A 21,505-nucleotide genomic window follows, 5' to 3' on the forward strand; every position below is an offset into this window, starting at 1 on the left:
ACATAAAAAAAGGGCATATAGCCCAGTTAATTCGATTGTCAAATAACAAAAAACCCCGAAATTCGGGGCTTTTGTAACTGGACCCTGTAGTGCACGGGTTCACCATGTTCTTATTATACCTGTAAAGTCTAGAGAAATCGATGAGAAATTTTGAGAGCTAGGTTTGATAATAAACCTGATTACTGCATCGGATAACTGCTATTGACTACGATAATGACAAGGTATGTAAATAAGAAATGGTTGCGGGAGCTGGATTTGAACCAACGACCTTCGGGTTATGAGCCCGACGAGCTACCAAGCTGCTCCATCCCGCGTTCGAAAACGTGACATATTCTACACAGATAACCTGTAGATCACAAGCCATCTAAAATAATGGTGCCGAGGACGGGACTTGAACCCGTACGCCCGTTTTGTAGGCACTACCACCTCAAGGTAGCGTGTATACCAATTTCACCACCTCGGCACTGAGGCGAAGTTATCAATGTAATATCAATAACCTCAAATTTTTAACTTCTCACTCATTTCTGAGCTTACTGCTTAATGATGGCATAACTGCCTTCATTCGGAATCTCTAACACTTAACGAGGAATGTCGCTCGTTGGTGTAGCTGGTGCTGCCGGAACGTCTGTTGGTTGCTCGACTTTAGTAGGTTCACTAATGTTTTCCCACTTACTACCACTACCAGTTCCATACTTATTTGCAGTCATATTGCCAAGTATTAAACTGATGATGAAAAACACCGCAGCCAAGATCCCAGTCATACGGGTCATGAAGTTACCTGAACCCGATGAACCAAACAGTGTTGCAGAAGCGCCCGCACCGAATGATGCACCCATGTCAGCACCTTTACCTTGCTGTAACATAATCAGACTAATCAGGCTGATAGCTGCTATCAAGAGGATAATTAAAAGAGCTACGTACATTTGAGTTACCTATTCAGTTGCGGTGCATAGCGTTTGCTATGACCTCTATTACTGCACACCCACTCATTCACTGCGATAAAGGGAAGCCCTTACAGGATTGAGCAGGTGCGAATACTAACCAAAGCTGAGCCGACAAGCAAGTCTATTTTGAGCTCATTTGTTTATTTGCAGAAAAAAACAACAAATGTTCGAAATATTGGCCCAGCTTTTACTTAACAGCAATTAACCCGCTGCTTTTACCGCGTCAGCAATGCGATTTGCCATCGCCGTTACGTCAGCTTCATTTTCGCCTTCAACCATGACACGAATTAATGGCTCAGTTCCTGATTTTCTCAGTAATACGCGGCCTTTACCTGCCAATTGTTTTTCAACTTCTTCATTAGCTGCAACCACCGCATCACTTTGCAGAGGGTCATGCTTACCTTTAAAGCGTACATTGACTAACACCTGTGGCAGTAATTTCATGCCGCTGCATAAGTCGTGAAGGCTCATGTGGTTACGAACCATTGCGCTTAACACTTGTAAGCCTGCAACAATCCCATCACCTGTGGTCGTTTTATCCAGCAAAATCACGTGGCCTGAATTTTCCGCACCCATGCGCCAGCTTTTTTCCTGTAATTTTTCCAGTACATAGCGGTCACCCACTTTTGCACGTTCAAATGGGATCCCAAGCTGCTTCAGAGCGATTTCTAACCCCATATTGCTCATCAGCGTACCAACAACGCCACCTTTTAATTGGCCTTGGCGCAGCGCTTCACGGGCAATAATATACAGAATTTGGTCGCCATCGACTTTTTCGCCAAGATGGTCAACCATGATGATACGGTCACCGTCACCATCAAACGCTAAGCCAACATGGGCTTTTTCTTCTAATACTTTTTGTTGTAACTGACGAACGTCTGTTGCGCCACATTCTTCGTTGATGTTGATACCGTTAGGATCGCAACCAATCGTGATAACTTCAGCACCTAGCTCACGAAATACGTTCGGGGCAATGTGGTAAGTTGCACCATTGGCGCAGTCGATAACAATTTTCAAGCTAGAGAGGCTTTGTTCGTTCGGGAATGTGCCTTTACAGAATTCGATATAACGCCCTGCCGCATCCACGATACGGTTTGCGCGGCCTAACTCTGCGGATTCAACGCAGGTAATTGGCTTTTCCATTTCGGCTTCGATTGCTTCTTCCACTTCATCTGGCAGTTTTGTGCCATCAATAGAGAAAAATTTGATGCCGTTGTCGTAGTAAGGGTTATGGGAAGCCGAAATGACGATGCCCGCTTCAGCACGGAAGGTACGAGTCAAATAAGCCACCGCAGGGGTTGGCATTGGGCCCGTAAAAGAGGCTGATAAACCTGCCGCAGCTAAGCCTGCTTCCAAGGAAGATTCCAACATATAGCCAGAAATACGCGTATCTTTACCGATGATAATCTTACGTGAACCGTGGCGAGCCAGCACTTTACCAGCCGCCCAACCTAATTTTAAAACAAAATCAGGGGTAATTGGGCTATCACCCACTTTGCCACGAATACCATCAGTACCAAAATATTTACGAGAGCTCATACGCTTATTTTTCCTTTTCTGACAGAGTCATCTGCACCACTTGCATCGCTTGTACGGTTTCTTTCACATCATGGACGCGAATGATATGAGCGCCTTGCATTGCTGCAATCACTGCACAAGAGAGGCTACCCGCGAGGCGTTCTTGCGGTGGAACATTCAATAATTGTCCAATCATAGATTTACGTGACATCCCTGCCAATAGCGGTAGTCCGAAATTATGAAATTGTTCTAAGTTTGCCAATAATTGGTAATTATGCGACAAGTTCTTCCCAAATCCAAAGCCTGGATCAAGGATTATTTGCTGCCGCTCAATACCCGCAGCCACACAACGGGTAATTTCGCCTTCAAGATAGGTTTGAACTTCGCGCACCACATTTTCATAATCTGGCGCTTCTTGCATGGTTCTTGGCTGGCCTTGCATGTGCATAATGCACACAGGCAAGCCCGTTTGCGCGGCCACGCTTAACGCATCGGGTTCATGGAGTGAACGAATATCATTGATGATATGCATACCGGCTTTCGCCGCTTCGGCCATCACCTGCGCTTTTGAAGTATCAACAGAAATCCACACATCAAACCGCTTAGCAATGGCTTCCACGACAGGCACAACACGGTCTAGCTCTTCACTCACTGAAACCTCAGCGGCACCAGGACGTGTTGATTCACCACCGATATCGATAATCGTCGCGCCTTCTTGCACCATCTTAGCGACATGCTCTAACGCATCATGATAACGATTATGAGTGCCACCATCTGAAAATGAATCAGGAGTGACATTCAAAATCCCCATCACTTGTGGGGTAGATAAGTCAAGGAGGCGGCCTCTGGCTTTGATATGCATATTTATTTTTCCTTAACGAAAAAAACCCCAGCGAACTGGGGCTTTATGATTTATTTTAACGACAGCTTATTGCGGCTTGTTATCGTTATTATCCGATGGATTAGATTCATCAGAAGTATTGCTTGGCTCTTCAGCACTGTTCTGAGGTTCTTCAGATTGAGGTTTTTCAGCTGTTTTCTCAACATTTGATGGACCTTTACCAAATGTTCCTGTCACATTGCTGACTTTTTTGTCCTCATCCCAACCCGCAGGTTCACGCACTGGACGACGATTCATTAAATCATCAATCATTGGCATATCGATAGTTTCATATTTCAGCAATGCATCTTTCGTTGCATGTAGAATATCGATATTGTCTTCCAGCGTTTTGTAAGCCAGTTGGTAACAGTGGTCTAAGATTTTCTTGATTTCTTCATCAACGATGCGTGCTGTTTCATCAGAAATTCCAGAACCATTACCAGAAGAACGACCTAAGAATGCAGGACCTTCTTCTTTCGAGTATTGCATTGGTCCTAAGCGGTCTGAGAAGCCCCACTGTGTCACCATGTTACGTGCTGTATTGGTTGCAAACTGAATATCGGAAGAAGCACCTGTAGTGACTTTTTCACGACCGTAAATCAGTTCTTCGGCAATACGACCTGCATATGCCGTTGCAATCATACCTTCGAGTTTCAAGCGGCTACGGCTCACTTCATCACCTTCTGGTAAGAAGAACGCCACACCCAATGCTTGACCACGAGGAACAATGGTAACTTTATGAACAGGGTCATGCTCTGGCATTAAGTGACCGATAATCATGTGGCCACCTTCGTGGTAAGCCGTTGATTCTTTTTGCTCTTCGGTCATCATCAGAGAACGACGCTCTGCACCCATCCAAATTTTGTCACGCGCTTTTTCAAATTCAACCATGGAAACGACACGCATATTTGCGCGAGCGGCAAACAGTGCAGCTTCGTTAACCAAGTTTGCTAATTCAGCACCTGAGAAACCAGGTGTTGCACGAGCAAGAATGAATGTGTCTACGCTTGGGTCGATAGGCACACGACGCATATGCACTTTCAGGATTTGTTCACGGCCACGTACGTCTGGTAAACCAACGACGACCTGACGGTCAAAACGGCCTGGACGTAATAACGCAGGGTCAAGAACGTCTGCACGGTTGGTTGCCGCGATAACAATAATCCCTTCGTTGCCTTCGAAACCGTCCATCTCAACCAGCATCTGGTTCAGGGTTTGCTCACGTTCATCGTGACCACCACCTAAACCGGCACCACGTTGGCGACCCACGGCATCGATTTCATCGATAAAGATGATACAAGGCGCTGCTTTTTTCGCTTGTTCGAACATATCACGAACACGCGAAGCACCCACACCCACAAACATTTCGACGAAGTCGGAACCCGAAATGGTGAAGAATGGCACTTTAGCTTCGCCTGCGATAGCTTTCGCAAGTAAGGTTTTACCCGTACCTGGAGGGCCTACCATCAGGACGCCTTTAGGAATTTTACCGCCAAGTTTTTGGAAGCGAGCCGGTTCGCGCAGGAACTCAACAATCTCACCTACTTCTTCTTTGGCTTCGTCACACCCAGCAACGTCTGCAAATGTTGTTTTGATCTGATCTTCTGTCAGCATGCGGGCTTTACTTTTGCCGAATGACATTGCCCCTTTGCCGCCGCCGCCTTGCATTTGGCGCATAAAGAAAATCCAGACACCAATCAACAGAAGCATTGGGAACCAGGAAATGAAAATAGATGTCAGTAAGCTAGGTTCTTCTGGTGGTTCACCAACGACAGTTACATGCTTGTTCAGCATGGTGTCTAACAGCTTCTCGTCCTGCATAGGAAGATAAGTTGTATAGCGGCTATTATCAGCCTTTCTGACGTTCAATTCACGACCTGTGATACGAACTTCACGTACCTGATCCTGGGCTAACTCATTGATAAACGTTGAATAATCAACTCTGCGACTATTCGAATCGCTTGGGCCAAAACTCTGGAACAAGGACATCAGAACAACTGCGATGACTAACCAGAGAATCAGGTTTTTCGCCATGTCACTCAAGGGATTAACCTCATATTACAACTGTGTTAACAAATAACGCTCAGGGTACTATAGTTTTAGTCCTGTCGCTACAATGTATACTTCACGCGATCGAGCCCGCGAAGATTCAGGTTTACGAACTTTTACTTTCGTAAACAGGGAACGGATATCCCTAAGGTAGTCGTCAAAGCCTTCTCCCTGAAACACTTTAACAATGAAACTTCCTCCAGGTGCCAATACTGCACGGCACATATCCAATGCTAATTCAACCAGATACATAGAGCGAGGTATATCAACAGCCGGTGTCCCACTCATATTTGGCGCCATGTCAGACATGACCACCTGTACTTTTTTGTCGCCTACTCGTTCTAGCAAAGCGGCGAGCACTGCTTCGTCACGAAAATCCCCTTGCAGGAAATCAACGCCAACGATTGGGTCCATCGGTAATAAGTCACATGCAATCACTCGACCATTATGACCTATTTGACTAACAACGTATTGTGACCAGCCCCCCGGGGCGGCACCTAAATCAACAACGGTCATACCTGGTTTAAAAATTTTATCACCTTGCTGGATTTCCTCCAGTTTAAACCATGCACGTGAGCGTAACCCTTTCTTTTGTGCTTGCTGAACATATTTATCACTAAAATGTTCTTGCAACCAGCGACTTGAGCTTGCCGAACGTTTTTTATTGGCCATTGTGCTTTCCAACTATACTAAAAGATCTACAACGATATTGCTGCTTCTTTACCATCGAACAGATATAATTGATGGTGATAGATATCAGATGGCGGTAGAATAAGCCATTTTCAATACTAACCAAGCAAAAAATCGATGAATCTTAATAAAAAACAAATTCAGCACCTAAAAAGTCTCGCTCACCACTTAAACCCTGTTGTTATGATTGGCAACAACGGCTTAACCGAAGGTGTCTTAGCCGAGATTGAACTTTCATTAGCCCATCATGAGCTTATCAAAGTCAAAATCGCAGGCGAAGATCGTGATACCAAAAATTTGATCGCTGATGCGATTGTTCGCGAAACTGGTGCAGTAAATGTACAAATTATTGGTAAAATTCTTGTCATCTATCGCTCGTCGGCAGATCGCAAAATCATTTTACCTAAATAATAACCCATCATTTATATAAAAATGCCATTGAAAGCACGTTTTATATGAAGAAAAAGGCCGCCTGCGGCCTTTTTCTTTAAATCAGGGAAATAATATAGCTAATTCAGGGAAATAGGAATCAGATATACTCAACTTTAAGAATTTCGAACTCGACATCTCCGCCTGGGGTTTTGATTGAGACCGCATCATCGACCTCTTTCCCAATCAAACCGCGCGCTATCGGCGAGTTAACAGAAATTAAATTCACTTTAATATCCGCTTCGTCATCACCCACAATACGATACGTCAGCTCTTCATCAGTATCAACATTCAATACCGTTACTGTTGCACCGAAAATCACGCGACCATTGTTGACCATTTTGGTCACATCAATAACTTGTGCGTGTGAAAGTTTCCCTTCGATTTCTTGAATACGGCCTTCACAAAAACCTTGCTGCTCACGAGCTGCATGATATTCCGCATTTTCTTTCAAATCACCGTGTTCACGCGCTTCGGCAATGGACGCAATGATTTCTGGGCGGCGGACAGATTTCAGGAACTCAAGTTCCTCTCTTAGTTTGTCCGCACCAAATACCGTCATCGGGATCTGTTTCATTAATAAATACCTCGGTTTCAATCCTATCTAAAAACAAGTATCTTCCTGATTTTGTAACAACAGTACACCGAACACCTCTGAAAATCAGGGGGGCTCTAAGTAAATAACTCAATCAGACTCATGTACTCATTTATCTTATCATAATGTACGTTATTTTAACTGAGACTTAATAACGGGTCATCGTTTACTTTATAAGGCATTACACTTTAGTATGTGCAGTATGTCCACTTTAATGCGTGAAATCTATGTCATTACTTAACTTAACCAGAAAATGGATACTCACTTTTGGGATTACCTTAGCCAGTAGCCAAGTTTTTGCTATCCCTATTGATGAGTACAAGCAACACTTGCCAGACGGCACTAACCTCGCTCTGGTCGCGCAGAAAGTGGGAAGTAATACCCCATTGATTGACTATAATGCACAACAAATGGCGCTCCCTGCAAGTACACAAAAAGTCGTTACTGCTCTCGCCGCGTTGCTGCAACTAGGGCCAGACTACCGTTTTGTCACCAATTTCGAAACCAGCGCCAAACTGAATAATAATACGCTATCGGGGGATTTAGTGATTCGCTTTAGTGGCGACCCAACCCTCACCCGCCAACAAATTCGTAATATGGCAAATGCGCTGAAGCAAATTGGTATCCACAAGGTCGAGGGTGACTTAATTGTCGATATTTCTGCCTTCGCCAGCCACGATAAAGCGCCTGGTTGGGTGTGGAATGATATGACCCAGTGCTTTAGTGCCCCACCAGCCGCTGCAATCATTGACCGAAATTGCTTTTCAGTTTCGCTTTATCCAGCCGAACGCGCTGGGGATATGGCGTTTATCAAAACCGCCAATTTTTACCCTGTGAATATGTTCAGCGAAGTTAAAACACTCGCGAAGGGCTCGCCAGAAGCACGTTACTGTGAATTAGACGTCGTGCCTGGGGAATTAAACCGCTATACCTTAACAGGCTGCTTGACCCAGCGCAGTGAACCGCTTCCTCTCGCTTTTGCAGTGCAAAATGGGGCGAGCTACTCAGGGGCGATTGTCAAAAATGAATTAAAAACTGCTGGCATTGAGCTCACTGGCAATGTCAAAAAACGCACACAGCCAACCGCACAATCACAAGTGTTGGTTAAAACAGAATCTAAACCACTCCATGACTTACTTAAAGTGATGCTGAAAAAATCCGACAACATGATTGCTGATACTGTTTTTCGGACAATTGGTCGTGAATATTATGGCGTTCCGGGAACTTGGCGATCAGGATCCGATGCTGTCCGGCAAGTGCTGAAACAAAAAGCGGGGATCGATCTTGGTAATACCGTAATGGTGGATGGATCTGGGCTTTCGCGCCACAACTTGATCACGCCAGCAACGATGATGGAGATCCTCCAGTTTATTGCCAAAAATGATCAACAGCTTGATTTCATTTCCATGCTCCCTCTCGCAGGTCACGATGGCACATTGCGCTACCGCGGTGGCTTCGACGAAGCGGGTGTAAATGGGAAAGTTTCAGCAAAAACAGGGGCATTGCAAGGGGTATATAACCTCGCAGGCTTTATTACCACCGCAAGCGGGCAACGCGTTGCATTCGTGCAGTTTATCTCTGCTTATGCGGTTCCACAAAGCCAACAACGTAGCCGCAGAGTACCCTTAGTTCGTTTCGAAAGTCGGTTATATAAAGACCTGTATAAAAACAACTAATTGCTAAGTTTCATTCATTAAAAAAGGCGCTTTTGCGCCTTTTTGTATTTCTAAGATAAATTATTTTTGGTAAATGATTTCGACACCTTCGTCGTCATCTTCATCCCAATCATCATCCCAGTCATCATCAACATCTTCAGCGCCAGAAAGTTGCTCTTTGTGGTAATCATCCCACATGAATTCAACTTTCTCTGGTTGCTGCATATCTTCAGTCGTTGCCATATCACGTGGTTGAGTATTCATAAACTCCATGATATCCCAGCACAGTGCTTTCACACCTTCATGGTTAACTGCTGAAATCATATAGAATTTATCTTCCCAGCCCATTGCTTTGGCAATCTCAGCTGCACGTGCCGCAGATTCTTCTTCGCCTAAGATATCAATCTTGTTGAAGACTAACCAACGTGGTTTCGCTGCCAATTTTTCACTGTATTTTTCTAATTCGCTGACAATGATCTTCGCATTTTCAACAGGATCAGATTCATCGATCGGGCAAATGTCGATCAGGTGCAGCAAGACGCGGCAACGTTCTAAGTGTTTCAGGAATTGGATCCCAAGACCTGCACCTTCCGCAGCCCCTTCGATCAACCCCGGGATATCCGCCACAACGAAGCTTTGCTCGTTGTCCATACGCACCACACCTAAGCTTGGCACTAATGTGGTAAACGGATAGTCTGCCACTTTGGGTTTTGCCGCAGAAACAGAACGAATGAAGGTGGATTTACCTGCATTAGGCATTCCCAACATCCCAACATCTGCTAACAGCATCAATTCTAACAGTATTTCGCGTGTCTCACCTTTCGTACCCATGGTACGTTGGCGCGGAGCACGGTTTACTGATGATTTAAAACGGGTATTTCCGAGGCCATGGAAACCGCCCTTAGCGACCATGTGGCGCTGTTCATGACGCGTCATGTCACAAAGTACTTCGTTAGTGCCAAGATCGCGTACACGCGTTCCTATCGGCACTTTAACCGTGATATCTTGACCACGTTTACCTGTACATTCACGGCTTTGGCCATTTTGACCACGTTCTGCACGGAATGATTTTTCAAAGCGGTAATCGATTAACGTGTTGAGGTTTTCGTCTGCTTGTAAGTAAACGTCCCCACCATCGCCACCGTCACCACCGTCAGGTCCCCCTTTCGGGATGTATTTTTCACGGCGGAAGCTGACACAACCATTGCCACCATCTCCTGCCACGACCAATATTTTGGCTTCATCTACAAATTTCATAATTCTCTCTCCGCTTCTGAGCCGCATAACGCTGGATGGCTGTTCTACTCAGAGATGGTGCATCTTTAATACGTGTGTAGTTCATTAAAGATCAAATATCTGAATATAAAAAGCCCCGCAAAAAGTTTTGCAGGGCTTTAAGTCTGAATTAAAGATCAGAAAACTTATTCAGCTTCGATGCTGATAAATTTACGATTGTTTGGACCTTTAACTTCAAATTTCACTTTACCATCCGCTAATGCGAACAGAGTGTGGTCACGGCCACAACCTACGTTGGTGCCTGCGTGGAACTTAGTACCACGTTGACGAACGATGATGCTACCTGCTAATACAGCTTCACCACCAAAACGTTTAACACCTAAACGTTTTGCTTCTGAGTCACGACCGTTACGAGTCGAACCACCAGCCTTTTTATGTGCCATTAATCTGCTCTCCTAAATCTTAAGCGATGACAGTGATCTTAACATCAGTGAACCACTGACGATGACCCTGTTGTTTACGGCTATGTTTACGACGACGGAATTTGACGATTTTAACTTTCTCGCCACGACCGTGTGCAACCACTTCCGCTTTCACTTTAACGCCTTCAACGACAGGAGCGCCGATTTGGATCTCATCGCCATTAGCAACCATTAAAACTTGATCAAATTCAACAGTTTCACCTGTTGCGATGTCCAGCTTTTCTAGGCGGACAGTTTGACCTTCGCTAACTCGGTGTTGTTTACCACCACTTTGGAAAACCGCGTACATATTAACTCCGCTTTCCGCGTACTCGCTAAATATTTCAATTCCAGAGCACGCTATAAAATATTCACAATAGGGCGCGAATTCTACGCAAAAAAGCATCAGAACACAAGCCAATAATGCGGTTAGATGACAAAAAATACGACTTTTTTCTCAACAACCTCTTTTTAGTACTGATTTAGTGCCAATAACTCAAATTGTTACTTATTTAAACATTTTTTGCATCACACCTGATAATCTTATTATTAATAATGTTATGCTAATGGTATAAGTGTTCTATTCGGTCTCCCATTTTACTATTCAGGGAATGAACCAAAAACTAATAATATGAATAAATTACGATGAATTTAGAATCTATTATTGAACTAACAACTGAGGATATGTCAGCGGTAAACGAAGCCATCCTCAGTCAATTGAATTCAGATGTTGCGCTAATTAACCAGCTTGGTTATTACATTGTCAGTGGTGGAGGCAAAAGGATCCGCCCAATGATCGCGATACTGGCTGGAAGATCCTTAGGCTACTCTGGGCATAAACATACCCAAGTTGCAGCCTTGATCGAATTCATCCATACCGCAACATTATTGCATGATGATGTTGTTGATGAATCGGACATGCGTCGTGGAAAACAAACCGCAAATGCGGTGTTTGGTAACGCTGCAAGTGTGCTAGTGGGTGACTTTATTTACACACGATCCTTCCAGATGATGACGGATCTTGATTCGATGCGCGTCCTCAAGCTCATGTCTGAAGCCACTAATGTGATCGCAGAAGGCGAAGTCTTACAGCTGATGAACTGTAATGATCCGAATATTACTGAAGAAAACTACATGCAAGTCATCTACAGTAAAACGGCACGTTTATTCGAAGCTGCGGCTCACGCATCCGCTATTTTAGCGAATGCAACGTCTGAGCAAGAAAAAGCATTACAGGATTATGGCCGTTACATTGGCACAGCCTTCCAATTAATTGACGATTTATTGGATTATGACGCTGATAACGCTCAGTTAGGTAAAAATACGGGCGATGACCTCGACGAAGGTAAGCCAACGCTTCCTCTTCTTCACGCCATGCAAAATGGAAATGAAGAAGAGTCTGCATTGATTCGCCAAGCTATTGAACAGGGCAATGGACGTCACTTGTTAGAGACTGTTTTAGCAACGATGAAACGGTGCGGTTCACTTGAGTACACCTATGCACGTGCACAGCAAGAAGCACAAAAAGCGATTGATGCATTAAATGCCATTGATGATTCTATTTATAAAGAAGCTTTAATTGGGCTTGCTCATATCGCTATCCAACGTCATTCCTAAAACTCGCTATAAACTGTTTAAGAAAAGGGGAAAGTTATTTTTCCCCTTTTTCGTCTTCCGCTATCTGTGCCAGAAGTGAAGATAGTCCGTAACGCAAAATGTATTTAACGATTTTATTGCGCTCGGTCTCTGTCAGTTGATAGTAAGCTTCAGACCAGATTTGTAATGCATCTGTTCGTTGGCTTTGATAAGGCACTGATGGCTCGTATAAGTTTAATTGGCCTTGAATTTCACTCGGTAGGCTTTCAATATAATACTCAACAGCTTTACCTTGAACGCCTCGCTTTCGTCGATTTTTCCAGCCTTCTCGTCTCGCCATGAGGTTAACTCCCTGTGGCGAGGTGGGGAGACCTTCTAGCCCTGCGAGCTCTTTCGCAGTGAACCACAATTTTTTCATATCTTCACTTTCACGCTTATATTATGAAATCTGCTGTTGCAGCTTTACCAAACTGTCATCTGTTAAAAAAAGATTTAGACTAAATATAATATTATTTTTATATAATTAATTATTTACAAATTAAGTATTTGTAAATGGCTTTTTATTAATTAAATCAATTAGTGCTAACGCCCCTTCGCGTATAATGAAGGCTAAAATCACCTCACGCTCATCATGGGAAAGTTGGTTGTAAGCTTCTTGCCAAATAAACGAATTGTCATTTCGTTTTACCTGATAAATTGGCGAAACTTCACTCACAAACTGGCCTTCAAAAATATCGATAGGTAGAGAACTAATGTGGTATTCCAGCGCCTTGCCTTGAACACCTTTTCTTTTGCGACAAGTCCAATTTTCACGCCTAGCCATGGCATTAATACCTTGAGTTGTCATAGGAAGCCCATGCAACCCAACTAACTCTTTTGCTGTTAGCCATTCCTTGTACATACTGACCCTCCTAGTCCTGATGACAATGTATTTATAGTTGCTGAAAACTATCTATATTTTCTTAAAAACCGTTAACCTATTCATTTTATTAATAACAGGAAATAATAATATACAAATGACATATGTTATTTGTGTTCTAATTTCTTTTAATAACAGATAATTAAATAATTTACTCGCTAATAATTTAAGTAATTTTATTGCGTAAATTAGTTATATTACCAATACAAGTAACGAGCGACAGTAAATACGTCCATCCCAATACTAACTCGAAAGAGTTAGTTTTATTTTCAAAGTTTTATCTTAATTCACAGTTATTAATTCTAGCTTTCTATTTGATTTCACAAAAACCACGACAGTTTCATAAAATAGGGTTTTAAGAAAAAATAAGAAATTATTTTGGGAAATTTCTGTTATTTTATTTCCTATAACAGGACGATTGTATTGAATGTATCACAATATCCCGTTACTCGTACCATTAACTCTACATGATTCTGAATGAAAAAAGGACTAAAAAATGATTTTACGGAAGTCAGACTGGCACCCAGCAGATATCATCGCAGCATTACGTAAGCGCGGGACGACTCTTGCGGCTATTTCACGTGAAGCAGGGCTGAGTTCTTCAACGCTTGCGAATGCCCTTTCACGTCCATGGCCTAAAGGAGAATGGATTATTGCCAATTTTTTAGGGATCCACCCATCTGAAATCTGGCCTAGCCGCTATTATGACCCGATTACTGGTGATTTATTAGAAAGAAAGGTAAGAGAAAAAACGACAGAGGAAGATTAAAACCAAATGAAAATAACTATAAAGCCGTGAATAAAAATGTATTTATTCACGGCTTTATCTTTTTATCATTATTCAATAAAGAGAATATTATTGCATACGCGCAAAACCGTCAGCCAAGTCTTGTTTTAAATCATCCAGATTTTCTAAACCAATTTGAAGTCGCAATGTAGGACCTCCCGGATCCCAATGGGTGACTGTGCGATATTCCGCGCAATTAAATGGAATAATTAAGCTTTCAAAACCGCCCCATGAATAACCCATACCAAAAATGGATAACCCATCAAGCATTTTTGCAATATCCGCTTGAGTATATTTCGGGTCTAACACGATAGAAAATAACCCTGATGACCCAGTGAAATCCCGTTTCCAAATTTCATGCCCCGGGCAATCAGGAAATGCAGGATGTAAAATTCGAATAACTTCAGGGCGCTCTTGTAGCCAGTGGGCTATGTCCAATGCTCTTTCTTGGGCTTCTTTTAAGCGAATCGGTAGCGTTCTCATGCCGCGTAAAGCCAGAAAACAGTCTTCCGCTCCCGGCAACATCGCCATGTAATCATACGTTTCACGTAGTTTTGGCCACCACGCTTGATTTGCAGAAACAATCCCCATCAGCAAGTCAGAATGTCCGCCTAAATATTTAGTTCCGGCTTCTAATGAAATATCACACCCCAGTTCATGGGCTTTAAAAAACAAAGGCGTCGCCCATGTGTTATCGATGATAGTGGCAATATTATGCCGCTTCGCAACGTTAACAATCGCTGGAACATCTTGAATTTCAAAACTTTGGGAACCCGGAGATTCTAAAAAAATGGTGCTGGTATTTGGCCGTACGAGTGTTTCAATCTCTGCACCTATCATCGGGTCATAATAAGTGGTCTCTATCCCCATTTTATCCAGTAACCCATGGCAAAATTTGCGGGTTGGCCGATAAACGCTATCAGGCATCAGTAAGTGGTCGCCCGTTTTCAGTGTCGTCAACAAGGCTAAGACAATTGCCCCTAACCCTGACGGTGATAACACTGTACCTTCTGCCCCAGCCAGTGCAGACCAAGCCTGTTCGAGCTGCTTGATGGTCGGCGTACCCGCAGTACCATAGTTAAATTCTGCTCTATCGTTGATTAAGGCATCAACCGTTGGGAACACCACCGTCGAACCACGATAAACGGGAGCGTTTACGAACCCAGCTTGTTTCGCTGGGTCTCTTCCAAGCTGGGTCACTTGTGTATCAACATGAAACTCAGAAACTGCTTTTTTCTTCATGAGATCCTCTCATCAACATCATTATTTATTCGAAAAACTTAAAGAATGGCGATAGGCATAACAGCACACCAAAGAAGATGATGAACCACACTGTTGGGCCTTTAAATTTGTGTAGTGCAGGCACTTTGTAAACAAGATAACAAGGGATTAGGCAAGAAACGATACCAAACAATGGGCCACCTAACTGCATAAAGAACAGGATGGAGAATCGTGTTGAAACCCAGAACCACAGCGCGATGATCACCCCTAAGCATACACCATAATGTAATACCGTTTGGTTAATACGCTCTTCAGGCATGAATCGAGTGAGGATATTCACCACGATGCCTTTTATCGCTTCTTGGAAGCCCAAGTAAATCCCTAAGAATGCCGTTAAGATAGCAAAAATATTCAGCAATGCCGTCATCACTTTCACCACGGCACCGGGTATAACCTGTGCGGCAATCGCTAATGCAGAGATATTTTGCTCAAAAGCAGAGACTGCTTGTTCATGGCTAATTGAGAAAGTAAAAGAAAACGCAAAGAACAAGACAGCAACCGCTAAAATAATATATGCCACTCGGTTAGCCCGTATTGCACGATACGTGGCAATACGTTTATCGCTTTCGACCTTACGATAGGCAATGTTCATTGGGCTTAAGATTTGTACAAATAATATAGAAAATAACGTAAATGGCAGCGTTAAGAAAACATCTCGCATAAATGAAAGAAAATCAGGAAATGCGGTGATATTGGCAAAGTTCCAATATGGCACCATTACAACACCAAGCAGCACAATGATACCAAATTTCACGATAACCATTGGGCCAGACACTTTAAACAGCAGTCTTTCCCCTTGAGCCGCTATCGCCACTAGTACCGTAATAATAATCAAACCATACCAAACCGAATCAGATAATAGCCCCTCGGTTAACCCAAAGGTTTTAATATACGAGGCGCTGTCGAAGGTCACAGCTAATGAATAAGAAAACATGCCGTGCAATAGCATTAAGAAATACGCTATCCCTAATGCTATCCCCCAGTTTTTACCTAAGTATTGTGTAATAACACTCGCATAGTCATTACATTCTTCAGACTCTGATAAGGTTCTGAGATATAAATTTTGTAGCCAATATATGGCGGGATAAGAAAGCATCGTGGCGGCAATAAACACCCAAATACCTTTAATACCGATTTGCACAGGCATAAATACAATTCCTGAGCCAATCGCCATTCCAATACATAAAACTACCCAACCCACATCATATTTTGTAAAAGGGATTTTTTTGGTATCAATCGGATTACCTGCACTTGCCTGAATACTATTAGACATAGTCTATTCCTCAACGTTATAGATTTAATTATTAAAAAAGTTAGGAACAACATTATTTGTCGGCGTTAATTCTATTATCGCCATTTTTTAATACTGGTGTGACGCGAGCAAACTGCGATAAATTCACAATTATAGTATGCTGGAATAAACGGGTTTGATAGGGCAGGACAATGCTAATAAATAAAAACACTTTTGCGTTCAAAGCAAAAATTGACAGCTACGCGATTTTTCGACATTTGGAGTTATTCATCAAAATCGTCGAATGTAATAGCTTTAGCCTAGCTGCAAAAAAGCTGAATGTAACGCCATCATCCGTCAGTCGAGGGCTACAGCAGCTAGAGGATCAACTGGGCGTCGTCTTGCTAAAGCGTACAACCCGAAATTTTATTTTAACCGATGCAGGGCGCTATTTATTGCAACGATCGCAAAATTTATTGGCTGATCTTGATGACTCACTAATTAATACCGCTAGCTTTTATCAACACGCTCAAGGGCAATTAAAGATCACTTGTTCCATTGCATTTGGTGTCTGCCATTTAATGCAAATATATAGCGAATACCGCGAAACAAATCCCAAAGTCAGTTTATCCGTTGATCTTAATGATGAGCTGATTAATTTGAATGAGGTGGATTTTGATATTGCGTTGCGTATTACCAGCCACCCACCTGAGAATTTCGCATTACGGAAAATTTGCAATATTAATTGGGTATATTGCGGTAGCCGAACCTATTTCGAGCGTTATGGCATTCCGCAATCCCCTGCCGATATCGCATCACATAATTGCTTAATTAACCCAAATATTCCTGACACATGGCGAATGACAGATAAAGACGGTAGCGCCTATCCTTTGGAAATAAATAATATGATTGAGGTGAACAGCAGCTTAGGCTTATTAGAAGCCGCGCGTTGCCATCAAGGTATCGTTTGTTTACCCACGTATATGTTAGGCAATTATATTGAAAATGGGGAACTGATCCCTGTTTTGCTGGATTACGACCCGAAATCAACCCCGTTTGCGCTGTACGCTTTATACCACCCTGCGCATACGCATTCACCGAAAATCAGAACGTTTATTGATTTTTTAGTGGAAAAAATACCATCAGACCCACATTGGGATCATTGGATGCGCCAGCACGCCTCATAGTCATGCTTCGTAATAATCGTGCAGAAACTAAAAAGGTTGAGTTTAATAAAAAACTCAACCTTTTCGATTAGGAAAAATTAATTGGCATTAGCCATTAATGAATTTTTCACCTAATTCGATATCCGCTTTCAGGACATCTAACATATCTTTCAGCGCTTTTTCTTCAAATGCACTTAATTTGCCGATTGGCAGGTGTTTTTCGATACCGTTTTTACCTAAAACAACTGGTTGTGCGAAGAAACGTGCATGTTGGCCTTCGCCTTCAGTGTAAACACACTCAACCACGTTGCTTTCACCTTGCAGACCACGAATTAAAGATAAACCTAAACGTGCTGCTGCTTGGCCCATAGACAGAGTCGCTGATCCGCCACCTGCTTTTGCTTCAACAACTTCAGTACCTGCGTTTTGGATACGTTTTGTCAGCGCTGCGATTTCGTCATCAGAGAAGCTTACGCCTTCAATTTGTGATAACAGAGGCAGAATTGTCACACCAGAGTGACCACCGATAACTGGCACTTCGACATCGTTGACGTTTTTGCCTTTTAATTCAGCAACAAAAGTATTAGAACGAATGATATCTAATGTGGTCACACCGAATAAACGGTTTTTGTCGTATACACCGGCTTTTTTCAGAACTTCAGCAGCGATTGCAACGGTGGTGTTCACTGGGTTAGTGATGATACCGATTAATGCTTTCGGGCAAGTTTCTGCAATTTGTTGAACCAGGTTACGAACGATGCCTGCGTTGATGTTAAACAGGTCTGAACGGTCCATGCCTGGTTTACGCGCAACACCCGCAGAGATAAGAACAATATCTGCACCTTTAAGAGCAGGTTTCGCATCTTCACCCGCAAAACCCGTCACTTTAACATCCGTTGGGATGTGACTTAAGTCAGCAGCAACACCTGGAGTAACCGGTGCGATGTCGTAGAGGGAGAGTTCTGAACCGGCTGGAAGCTGGTTTTTGAGAAGAAGGGCGAGAGCCTGACCGATACCACCTGCTGCACCTAGGACTGCAACTTTCATTCTGAAACTCCTTAATTTGTACTTTAAAAAGATATCACTTTATTTGTTTATACACTCAACACATTACGTATAAAAAACAATTTCTTAACAGATAGAGAGAGAGTTTAACGCTAGAGAATTTGTCGACTAATTGCCATCATTCTAAACAAATTCCTTATCTGTTAATGAGATAACGGGCACTTTTTTAACAAATAGTTTTTCTCACTATTGCTTTTCGCACAATAAGTGGTTTTTCCTGTTCATTATTCAAGCAAAAACCATTTTGTTAACAATAAAGTTACAACTTTTATAAGCTAAATTCATTGATCTATTATGCTAATGTTTAATACTAACTATTTAAGATAAATTAACCATTCACGCTGAAAACGGAATAACATAAAACCTTAAAGGTTCCGTTATCATTGATTATTAAATCATCATAACGCAATTTTGTTGCATAAAAATGCACTTTTACGGATAATACAACTTAGTTTAATGCCGATGAATGGGTTAATTATGCGCACTCCGTCTAAACAAGAAGACTTAGTTAAGGCTTTTAAAGCCCTACTCAAAGAAGAAAAATTTAGCTCTCAGGCTGAAATTGTCACGGCTTTGCAGGAAGAAGGCTACGAAAACATTAATCAATCTAAAATTTCCAGAATGCTCACCAAGTTTGGTGCCGTTCGCACTCGTAATGCGAAAATGGAAATGGTGTATTGCCTGCCAGCTGAGCCCGGTGTGCCGACAGCCACCAGCCCATTGAAAAACCTCGTTTTGGATATCGATTACAACCCATCGGTTGTGGTGATTCGAACCAGCCCAGGTGCAGCCCAATTAATTGCTCGCTTACTGGATTCATTAGGTAAAGCAGAAGGCATTTTAGGCAGTATTGCTGGGGATGATACAATATTCTCTACACCTGCGAATAACTTCACGACAAAAGAGCTATACGAAGCAATTTTAGCGTTGTTCGAACAAGAGCTCTAAGTTACATCAATCGCTTGATGTAACACTAAGGGGGAAAAGCATCGACTTTCCCTCTTTTTATTTAAGCCAAAGATTAGGGGCTCTACCGTGCTATTCGACATTTTTCGCAATATTGTGCATTACGGCTTTCATTTTTTGATGCCCATTTTGTTTGCATATCTGTTTTGGCGAAAAAACTGGAAGTTAGCTGCGTTGATTATGATTGCGACGATGGCGATCGATTTAGACCACTTACTAGCAACCCCTATTTTCGACCCTGAGCGTTGTGGTATTGGCTTCCACCCTCTTCATTCCGTCTGGGCTGCGATTGCCTATGTTATCTTACTGTTTATGCCATCGTGGAAACTCAAAGCAGTGGCGGTCGGGTGCTTGTTCCATCTTTTTACCGATTCCCTCGATTGCTATATGGGCAGCTTAAAAAAAGAAATGAATAACCCAGTGACATTAAGCTGGGTGATAGACCAATGCCCATTCAACACTTCAGACATAAAAAAACCCCAGCTATCTTAATGAACACTGGGGTCTACCTAGATCATTATCTGTAGGCTTAATTAGTCATCCACTTCAGTTTCTGCTTTGGCTTTTAAGCCTGCCAGCAATTTCCCATGGATACCTTCAAAACCACCGTTGCTCATCACGAGGATATGGTCACCGGGCTGCGCAGTCTCAATCACCATATTGGTTAGAGCCTCAATATCTGCACTCCAGCGAGCAGGTTGCACGCATTTCTCAGCGATGTCAGTCACCATCCACGGAATATTCGCCGGTTGGAATAAAAAGACTTCATCAGCACGGCCTAAAGCTGGGGCGATATCATTTTTATTCACGCCCAGTTTCATGGTATTGGAACGAGGCTCTAACACGGCAATAATGCGAGAAGTCCCTCCCACTTTACTGCGTAACGCTTCGAGTGTTGCCAAAATGGCGGTTGGATGATGCGCAAAATCATCATACACACTCACACCATTTTCCACACCACGTAGTTCAAGGCGGCGGCGTGCATTGATAAATTTATCCAATGCGATGCAAGCTTCTTTCGCAGGCACACCAACATGGTGAGCCGCAGCAATCGCCATCAAACCATTTTGGATATTGTGGTTGCCGACTTGCTGCCAAGAAACTTCACCCACTTTTTCTTGCTGATAATACACTTCAAAGTGGCTGCCATCGTGATTTAGCTTCACTGCTTGCCATTCGCCATGTTCACCGCCCACCAGCTCTTGCTCACTCCAACAACCCATGCCAATCACTTGTTTTAAATGATTGTCATTGTCTGGGGTGAAGATTTTGCCACTGGCAGGCACGATACGAACAAGGTGATGAAATTGTTTTTGGATTGCTTCAAGATTTTCGAAAATATCCGCATGGTCGAATTCAAGGTTGTTTAAGACCAACGTTTTCGGGCTGTAATGCACAAATTTCGAGCGTTTATCAAAGAAGGCACAATCATATTCATCGGCTTCAATGACAAAGAATGGGCTTTCGCCTAGCTTGGCGGACACATCAAAATTACCCGGTACACCACCAATCAAGAAGCCTGGTTTGTAGCCGCAATCTTCTAAAATCCACGCGAGCATTCCTGCGGTTGTGGTTTTACCGTGCGTTCCTGCCACAGCCAGTACCCAACGCTCAGGCAATACGTGGTCATGTAACCACTGAGGACCTGAAGTGTAAGGTAAACCTCGTTCTAATACAGCTTCAACACAGGGGTTACCGCGTGTCATGGCATTGCCAATCACGACCATATCTGGAATCGGTTCGAGCTGAGCCGGATCATAACCTTGAATAAGCTCAATACCTTGATTTTCAAGCAATGTGCTCATCGGTGGATAAACATTCGCATCCGAGCCCGTCACTTTATGGCCTAAAGATCGCGCCAATATCGCCAAGCTTCCCATAAAGGTACCGCATATACCTAAAATATGTATGTGCATTCTTTTTCATCCAATTAGCATGAGGTTTGTCACTATTCTACCCATCAATAGCAGGTTTATAAATGCATTAACCTATTAATCTTTTTTTTATTTAGTTAAACTCTCCCCCGCGCGGGGTATA

22 protein-coding genes and 2 tRNA genes are annotated in these 21,505 nt (G+C 42.9%); 7 read left to right on the top strand and 17 right to left on the bottom strand.

The annotated features are described in order from the left end of the window. Positions 1-237: 237 nt before the first annotated feature. The 7 genes from AC4IFT_RS14505 to rlmE all read right to left on the bottom strand — a co-directional run bounded on the left by AC4IFT_RS14505 (position 238) and on the right by rlmE (position 6,063). Positions 238-314 (bottom strand) — tRNA-Met (locus AC4IFT_RS14505). A 59-nt stretch (positions 315-373) separates the two neighbouring features. After that, positions 374-463, bottom strand: a tRNA-Leu gene (locus AC4IFT_RS14510). Between the two features lie 115 nt (positions 464-578). Next, positions 579-923: a preprotein translocase subunit SecG gene (gene secG / locus AC4IFT_RS14515; RefSeq protein ID WP_047755886.1), complete on the bottom strand. Its 345-nt coding sequence runs from the start codon at positions 921-923 to the stop codon at positions 579-581. 222 nt (positions 924-1,145) lie between these two features. Beyond that, positions 1,146-2,483 carry a phosphoglucosamine mutase gene (gene glmM / locus AC4IFT_RS14520; RefSeq protein WP_353244069.1) on the bottom strand — a complete coding sequence of 446 codons (1,338 nt, stop codon included), beginning with the start codon at positions 2,481-2,483 and terminating at the stop codon, positions 1,146-1,148. Positions 2,484-2,487: 4 nt separating this feature from the next. Then, complete coding sequence (gene folP, locus AC4IFT_RS14525) at positions 2,488-3,324, bottom strand: dihydropteroate synthase (protein WP_490735723.1); 837 nt, start codon at positions 3,322-3,324, stop codon at positions 2,488-2,490. A gap of 66 nt (positions 3,325-3,390) precedes the next feature. Continuing rightward, a complete protein-coding gene (ftsH, locus tag AC4IFT_RS14530; RefSeq protein ID WP_490751710.1) occupies positions 3,391-5,376 on the bottom strand; it encodes an ATP-dependent zinc metalloprotease FtsH in 1,986 nt (661 codons plus the stop codon). Positions 5,377-5,433: 57 nt separating this feature from the next. Further along, positions 5,434-6,063: a 23S rRNA (uridine(2552)-2'-O)-methyltransferase RlmE gene (gene rlmE, locus AC4IFT_RS14535; RefSeq protein ID WP_004905912.1), complete on the bottom strand. Its 630-nt coding sequence runs from the start codon at positions 6,061-6,063 to the stop codon at positions 5,434-5,436. Positions 6,064-6,198: 135 nt separating this feature from the next. Here rlmE and yhbY point away from each other — a divergent pair, with 135 nt between their 5' ends. After that, entirely contained in the window at positions 6,199-6,492 is a 294-nt protein-coding gene (gene yhbY, locus AC4IFT_RS14540) for a ribosome assembly RNA-binding protein YhbY (RefSeq protein WP_490751680.1), read from the top strand. Between the two features lie 118 nt (positions 6,493-6,610). Here the strand turns inward: yhbY and greA are convergent, their stop codons facing one another. Continuing rightward, positions 6,611-7,087, bottom strand: a complete 477-nt coding sequence (greA, locus tag AC4IFT_RS14545; RefSeq protein WP_219244883.1) for a transcription elongation factor GreA — start codon at positions 7,085-7,087, stop codon at positions 6,611-6,613. A gap of 245 nt (positions 7,088-7,332) precedes the next feature. Here greA and dacB point away from each other — a divergent pair, with 245 nt between their 5' ends. Continuing rightward, a complete protein-coding gene (gene dacB, locus AC4IFT_RS14550) occupies positions 7,333-8,781 on the top strand; it encodes a serine-type D-Ala-D-Ala carboxypeptidase (RefSeq protein WP_490735720.1) in 1,449 nt (482 codons plus the stop codon). A 60-nt stretch (positions 8,782-8,841) separates the two neighbouring features. Here the strand turns inward: dacB and cgtA are convergent, their stop codons facing one another. The 3 genes from cgtA to rplU all read right to left on the bottom strand — a co-directional run bounded on the left by cgtA (position 8,842) and on the right by rplU (position 10,767). After that, complete coding sequence (gene cgtA, locus AC4IFT_RS14555; protein ID WP_490751681.1) at positions 8,842-10,017, bottom strand: Obg family GTPase CgtA; 1,176 nt, start codon at positions 10,015-10,017, stop codon at positions 8,842-8,844. A gap of 164 nt (positions 10,018-10,181) precedes the next feature. Beyond that, entirely contained in the window at positions 10,182-10,439 is a 258-nt protein-coding gene (gene rpmA, locus AC4IFT_RS14560) for a 50S ribosomal protein L27 (protein WP_004246250.1), read from the bottom strand. A 19-nt stretch (positions 10,440-10,458) separates the two neighbouring features. Then, positions 10,459-10,767 carry a 50S ribosomal protein L21 gene (gene rplU, locus AC4IFT_RS14565; protein WP_004905925.1) on the bottom strand — a complete coding sequence of 103 codons (309 nt, stop codon included), beginning with the start codon at positions 10,765-10,767 and terminating at the stop codon, positions 10,459-10,461. 335 nt (positions 10,768-11,102) lie between these two features. Here rplU and ispB point away from each other — a divergent pair, with 335 nt between their 5' ends. Beyond that, entirely contained in the window at positions 11,103-12,074 is a 972-nt protein-coding gene (ispB, locus tag AC4IFT_RS14570) for an octaprenyl diphosphate synthase (RefSeq protein ID WP_490735716.1), read from the top strand. Positions 12,075-12,108: 34 nt separating this feature from the next. On the opposite strand, the gene AC4IFT_RS14575 is transcribed toward ispB, so the two are convergent. Both AC4IFT_RS14575 and AC4IFT_RS14580 read right to left on the bottom strand, forming a co-directional pair. Next, a complete protein-coding gene (locus AC4IFT_RS14575) occupies positions 12,109-12,471 on the bottom strand; it encodes a DNA-binding protein (protein ID WP_490735714.1) in 363 nt (120 codons plus the stop codon). Between the two features lie 120 nt (positions 12,472-12,591). Beyond that, positions 12,592-12,954: a DNA-binding protein gene (locus AC4IFT_RS14580; RefSeq protein ID WP_490735712.1), complete on the bottom strand. Its 363-nt coding sequence runs from the start codon at positions 12,952-12,954 to the stop codon at positions 12,592-12,594. A gap of 514 nt (positions 12,955-13,468) precedes the next feature. On the opposite strand from AC4IFT_RS14580, the gene AC4IFT_RS14585 reads away from it, so the two are divergent. Next, complete coding sequence (locus AC4IFT_RS14585; protein WP_490735710.1) at positions 13,469-13,741, top strand: helix-turn-helix domain-containing protein; 273 nt, start codon at positions 13,469-13,471, stop codon at positions 13,739-13,741. An 87-nt stretch (positions 13,742-13,828) separates the two neighbouring features. On the opposite strand, the gene metC is transcribed toward AC4IFT_RS14585, so the two are convergent. Continuing rightward, positions 13,829-15,001 carry a cystathionine beta-lyase gene (metC, locus tag AC4IFT_RS14590; protein WP_490751682.1) on the bottom strand — a complete coding sequence of 391 codons (1,173 nt, stop codon included), beginning with the start codon at positions 14,999-15,001 and terminating at the stop codon, positions 13,829-13,831. 25 nt (positions 15,002-15,026) lie between these two features. Next, the gene (locus AC4IFT_RS14595; RefSeq protein ID WP_490751684.1) at positions 15,027-16,313 is read right to left on the bottom strand and encodes an amino acid permease; all 1,287 of its coding nucleotides are present in this window, start codon (positions 16,311-16,313) and stop codon (positions 15,027-15,029) included. A gap of 170 nt (positions 16,314-16,483) precedes the next feature. On the opposite strand from AC4IFT_RS14595, the gene AC4IFT_RS14600 reads away from it, so the two are divergent. Beyond that, positions 16,484-17,458: a LysR family transcriptional regulator gene (locus AC4IFT_RS14600; protein WP_225820571.1), complete on the top strand. Its 975-nt coding sequence runs from the start codon at positions 16,484-16,486 to the stop codon at positions 17,456-17,458. Between the two features lie 87 nt (positions 17,459-17,545). Here AC4IFT_RS14600 and mdh read toward each other — a convergent pair whose 3' ends face one another. Then, entirely contained in the window at positions 17,546-18,484 is a 939-nt protein-coding gene (gene mdh, locus AC4IFT_RS14605; RefSeq protein ID WP_273827108.1) for a malate dehydrogenase, read from the bottom strand. A gap of 495 nt (positions 18,485-18,979) precedes the next feature. Between mdh and argR the strand changes: the two genes are divergently transcribed. Then, the gene (gene argR / locus AC4IFT_RS14610; RefSeq protein WP_369309029.1) at positions 18,980-19,450 is read left to right on the top strand and encodes a transcriptional regulator ArgR; all 471 of its coding nucleotides are present in this window, start codon (positions 18,980-18,982) and stop codon (positions 19,448-19,450) included. Positions 19,451-19,537: 87 nt separating this feature from the next. Next, positions 19,538-19,960 carry a DUF6122 family protein gene (locus AC4IFT_RS14615; RefSeq protein ID WP_490751686.1) on the top strand — a complete coding sequence of 141 codons (423 nt, stop codon included), beginning with the start codon at positions 19,538-19,540 and terminating at the stop codon, positions 19,958-19,960. Between the two features lie 41 nt (positions 19,961-20,001). Here the strand turns inward: AC4IFT_RS14615 and mpl are convergent, their stop codons facing one another. Beyond that, complete coding sequence (gene mpl, locus AC4IFT_RS14620; RefSeq protein WP_490751688.1) at positions 20,002-21,384, bottom strand: UDP-N-acetylmuramate:L-alanyl-gamma-D-glutamyl-meso-diaminopimelate ligase; 1,383 nt, start codon at positions 21,382-21,384, stop codon at positions 20,002-20,004. Positions 21,385-21,505: the final 121 nt, after the last annotated feature.

The sequence above is a fragment of the Providencia sp. UF-183 genome, assembly GCF_058246155.1.